Origin of the sequence: Catellatospora sp. NPDC049609 (assembly GCF_040675365.1) — a bacterium.
Taxonomy (GTDB): Bacteria; Actinomycetota; Actinomycetes; order Mycobacteriales; family Micromonosporaceae; genus Catellatospora.
In genome coordinates this window covers 1-4,525 of record NZ_JBFAOU010000326.1, presented here as the reverse complement: position 1 = coordinate 4,525, position 4,525 = coordinate 1, and the positions used below count along the sequence as shown (strand labels likewise).

The 4,525-nt window shown below is 67.8% G+C and carries 4 protein-coding genes; all 4 read left to right on the top strand.

The genetic code is table 11. The annotated features are described in order from the left end of the window. The first annotated feature begins 823 nt into the window (after positions 1 to 823). From AB0J67_RS39355 to AB0J67_RS39340, 4 genes are read left to right on the top strand one after another with little or no spacing between them, the layout of a single operon-like run. On the top strand, positions 824 to 1,726 hold the full coding sequence (locus AB0J67_RS39355; protein ID WP_363490632.1) for an ABC transporter ATP-binding protein: 903 nt from the start codon (positions 824 to 826) through the stop codon (positions 1,724 to 1,726). After that, entirely contained in the window at positions 1,723 to 2,457 is a 735-nt protein-coding gene (locus AB0J67_RS39350; protein ID WP_363490630.1) for an ABC transporter permease, read from the top strand. Before AB0J67_RS39355 ends, AB0J67_RS39350 begins: the two co-directional genes overlap by 4 nt. Positions 2,458 to 2,471: 14 nt before the next feature. Next, positions 2,472 to 3,647, top strand: coding sequence for a sensor histidine kinase (locus AB0J67_RS39345; RefSeq protein WP_363490628.1), 1,176 nt, complete (start codon positions 2,472 to 2,474; stop codon positions 3,645 to 3,647). Between the two features lie 20 nt (positions 3,648 to 3,667). Beyond that, positions 3,668 to 4,273: a response regulator transcription factor gene (locus AB0J67_RS39340; protein ID WP_363490626.1), complete on the top strand. Its 606-nt coding sequence runs from the start codon at positions 3,668 to 3,670 to the stop codon at positions 4,271 to 4,273. Positions 4,274 to 4,525 lie beyond the last annotated feature (252 nt).

Sequence of the window (4,525 nt, the reverse complement as noted above, 5' to 3'; positions counted from 1 at the left end):
AGTCCTATCGGGAGCTTCACTTCATGGCCCGCATCCCCACGCCCAGTTGATCAACCTGAGACATCCACATCTATCAGGATGAAATGACCTCAGTGGTCGAGGGCGTCTGGGGCCGGTCGTTTCTCGTAAGGTTGGTATCTCTCCGGCGAGGTAGCGTTTGAGGTGGCCCATGTCAAGTCCCGTTGGCAGCAAGGAGTCGGGCGGGGTTGCAGGGCGTGGAGCGTGTCAGCATCAGATGACGCGCAGCCAGGCGCGGGCGACGATGGGGGCGCGGGGTTTGCGTATGCCTTGGGGTTGCGCGTTGGCGTGGAGCTGGCCGCCCCGGCGGGACTCAGTCGGCAGTTGTGCGCGAGCGGTGTCGCATTGCGGGCTGGCGTGTTGGCGGCCCAGCGGAAGTGAGGCCGCAGGCCTTGCCGGCCGCACCCACCGTCCCGGCCGCGTCCACGACCACGGCGGTCCGTCTCGAAGGTATCGACGAGCTGCTTCACGCTTCTTGCCAGGACCTCGACGATCCACGGCCAAGCTTCCTTACCGGTGCTCCTGCGGCCGACAGTGCCGCAGGACAGGGCACGATCCCGTCTGAGTCGGGTGTCCGGTGAGCTAGCCGAGGCGCTGGCGGATAGCGCTCGGCGGGCGCCACGCATTGCCGTGATGATGTGAGCGCAAAATGGCCCGGGGGAGCGCTGGACGGCAGAGCGGTAGCGCTGGCCCGATTGCAGCTCCATGACATCTGTCATGCGCAGCCCCTGACATCGTGCACTACTCGGCACGGTTCCGTCCCGTCACAGTGTAGTTATCACTGTTGAACACCTGGGAGATGACCGTGACCGACGTCGTGACGATCCGTCGACTGGATCATAGTTACGGGCGAACACACGCGCTGCGTGGTGTTGACCTCACCGTCGGCACCGGCGAATGTGTGGCGCTGCTCGGCCCCAACGGCGCGGGCAAGACGACGCTCGTCAGCGCGCTGACGGGCACGCTCGCACCTACCGCCGGAACCGTCCGAATCACCGGCAACGACCCCCGACGGCCGGCCACGCGTCGACGCCTGGGTGTCGTTCACCAGCACGCCGGATTCCCGCGCACACTCAAAGTGCGTGAGCTGGTCGCGGGGTGGGCAGTCCGAGCAGGCCGTCCCGCCTCTGACGCCGATGCGGTGCTGGCCGAGGTAGGATTGCTCGACCTAACGAAGCGCCGAGTCACCGAGCTGTCCGGCGGGCAGCAGCAACGGCTCCAGCTGGCAATGTCGCTGGCAGTCGACCCGATGCTGCTGGTCCTCGACGAGCCGACGGTGGGCCTTGACATTGACGCCCGGCGTCGATTTTGGGCCATGCTCGCAGCGCGCAGGGACCGCGGCACCGCCGTGCTGCTAACCACCCACCAGATCGAGGAGGCGGCCGCGGTCGCCGACCGGGTCGTGGTGCTACACCAGGGGACCGTTATCGCCATGGGCAGCCCGGCGGACCTTATCGCACAGCTGTCCGACCGCACCGTCACGGCGCGGACGGCACTGCACGACAGCCAGCTACGCGCGTTGCCGGGCGTGCTCGAGGTCACGGTCGCCGATGGACGGATGCGCGCCGTCAGCGCCCGGCCCGAATCTACTGTCCGCGCGCTGCTCGCCGCGGACCCGACTGTGGACGATCTGCGGGTCGAGGGCGCCTCGCTTGAGCAGGCCATTTTTTCCATGACTGCTAACGAAGACCGGAAGGTAGCCGCATGACCTTTTCAATCCTAGCCGTCGAGATCCGCGACGAGCTGTACGCCATCGTCCGCGATCCCGTGGCGGCGCTCTTCTCCATCGCGATGCCGGTCGGAATGTTCGCAGTATTCGCCACGCTGTTCGGGGCCGAAGGTGACGGGCCGGTGTCCGGCGCGACACTCATGCTCGCGACCTTTGGTGCCTTCGGCGTGATCTCCGTCGCTCTGACGCCGGGAATCGGCATCGCTGAGGACCGTGAGCGCGGCTGGCTGCAGGTCAAACGGGTCTCGCCGGTGCCACTGCGCACGACCTTGGTCGCCAAGGTCGCCGCCAGCCTTCCGGTCGCGTTCGGTGTCTACGCCGCGATGAGCCTGACGGCCTTCGCGATGGGACTGTTCGACACCGACATCGTTACGTGGCTGCAGATAGCCGGGCTGCTCCTGCTCGGGTCGCTGCCGTTCGCACTGCTGAGCATGGCCGTCGGGTTCGTCGCCCGCGGACGCTCGGCCCCGGCCATCATCAACGCGGTGTTCCTCCCGATGGCGATCGCCGGCGGACTCTGGATGCCGCTGGAAAACCTCCCAGCGTTCGTGCGGGACCTGGCCCTTTGGCTGCCGACCTACCACATGTCCCAGCTCGGAGTCGGGCTGCTGGTCGGCGACCCAATCCTCGACAACATCGCGGCACTGCTCGCAGCCACCGCGGTCACGGCATCGCTGGCAGCGGTCGCGTACCGTTCGATGCGGGCGTAAGTAAAGGGGCTGGTGTGACCACCGAGCAGCCGCATGCCACGCCGTCAGCCGACCACACTGGTCGGCTGACGGCCGATGGTCTACGTCGCGGTATCAGCCGCTGGTGGTACCTCGTCTTCCTGAGCTCGCTGGCGTTCGAGCCGATGTTCGCATCGGTCGCGGCCCGTACAGGGGCCGCAGACGGTCCCGACGTCGGCGACTGGGTGCTGGCCATCGCACTCATTGCTGTGGGCGGGGTTCTCGTCATTGTCGGAGGGCGGGGCGCGGCCCGGACCACCATGGTTGTCGCGGTGCTGTTGACGTTGCTCGGCGTTGCGACCGTCTGGTTCAACACTGCCGCAACGGTGTTCATGGTCTATGCCGCCGGATTCGTCGCCAGCGCCGCGCCACGCAGAACGGCTCACCGCTGGTTTATCGGGTTGACCGTGCTCCTGCTGATGCTCGGGTCGGCGTCGCCGATCCCGATGCCGTTCCGGCTCGCCACGACCGCGGCGCCGATCGTGCTGGTGTGGCTCATCGGCAGTTCGGCAATCACCGATGTCGATAACCTGCGCGAATCAGCTCGCCTGCGCATAGACAACGTCCGGATCGAGCGGCTGGCCACCCTAGGTGAACGCGAGCGGATCGCCCGTGACCTCCACGACCTGCTCGGCCATACGCTCACTGGCGTCGTCGTGCGTGCGCAGCTGATCCGGAAGGTCGCACCGTCCGACCCGGCACGTGCCGCCGCCGAGGCAGCCGACATCGAGCAACTCGCCCGCGATGCGCTGGCCGAGGTCCGCGCAGCCGTCAGCGGATGGCGCCACTACGCGCTGGACAGCGAGATCGACATCGCGCGCGATGTGTTGACCGCCGCGGGCGTTGAATTGCTTGTGCACACCGACACCAACCTCTCAATGTCACCCGCGGTCGAGGCCGCGGTCGCGCTGGCCGTGCGAGAGGCCGTCACGAACGTCGTGCGCCACGCCGACGCGCGCGCGTGCAGAATCGGGATCATCACGGCCGGCGATGAGGTGTGCCTGACCGTGGCCGACGACGGACGCGGTACCGGGGCACCCGACGGAGCGGGGTTGTCAGGCATGCGCGAACGCATCACCGCACTCGGAGGGCACGTCGCCCGTCGCATGGACCGCGGCACCACGCTTACGATCAGGGTGCCGCGCAGGGGGTGGCGGCACGACCCCAAGTAGTGAAACGGTAGGTCAGTAACATGACGATCCGGACCGTGCTGGCCGAAGACCAAGCCATGGTGCTCGGGGCATTCGCGTCTCTGCTCGCCCTCGAACCCGACATCGAGGTCGTGGCGACCGCGGCAGACGGCGACGAGGCGCTTGCCGCCGCGATGGACTACCAGCCCGACGTGCTGCTCACCGATATCGAGATGCCGCGCCGCAGTGGGCTTGACGTGGCCGCCGAGCTGGCGCGGCGTGGCGCTCGGACCCGCGTCGTTATCGTCACGACATTCGCGCGCAGCGGTTACCTGCGCCGCGCGCTCGACGCCGGCGTTGCCGGCTACGTGCTGAAGGACGCCCCTGTCGAGCAGCTCGTCGACACGCTGCGGCGGGTGCACAGCGGCCAGCGGGTGATCGCACCTGAGCTCGCCATGGCGGCATGGGACGGGGATGACCCGCTCACCGAGCGCGAACGGGACGTGCTGCGCAACGCCGCCGACGGTAGTCCGAACGCTGAGATCGCCGCCCGCCTGCACCTCGCCGAGGGCACTGTGCGCAACTACCTCTCGTCGGCGATCGCGAAGTTGGGCGCCCGCAACCGCACCGAGGCCACGGCGATGGCGCGCGAACGCGGGTGGCTGTGAGCGGCGCGGATCAGCTGGATGTCCGAGACGACACCTGCCGCGTGTACCTGGAGCAGCCGCGCAGCGAGCTCCATGACGGTCGCCGTGCCCGTCGAGGCTGAACATGGGCCTGGCCCGGAACGGGCGGATGCCCGATCTTGCGACCGCGGGAAACAATCTAGTGCTTTGACCGGGAAGGTTCGCCGGGTTGGTTGCCGGTCTCTGAGCCGGCACGTGCTGCGTGCTATCCGTTCACGTGTTCCGGTGCCAGCG

Bases quoted from the DNA above. Each gene is read 5' to 3' on its own strand.
- AB0J67_RS39340 (WP_363490626.1), top strand. From the start codon at position 3,668: ATGACGATCCGGACCGTGCTGGCCGAAGACCAAGCCATGGTGCTCGGG.
- AB0J67_RS39350 (WP_363490630.1), top strand. From the start codon at position 1,723: ATGACCTTTTCAATCCTAGCCGTCGAGATCCGCGACGAGCTGTACGCC.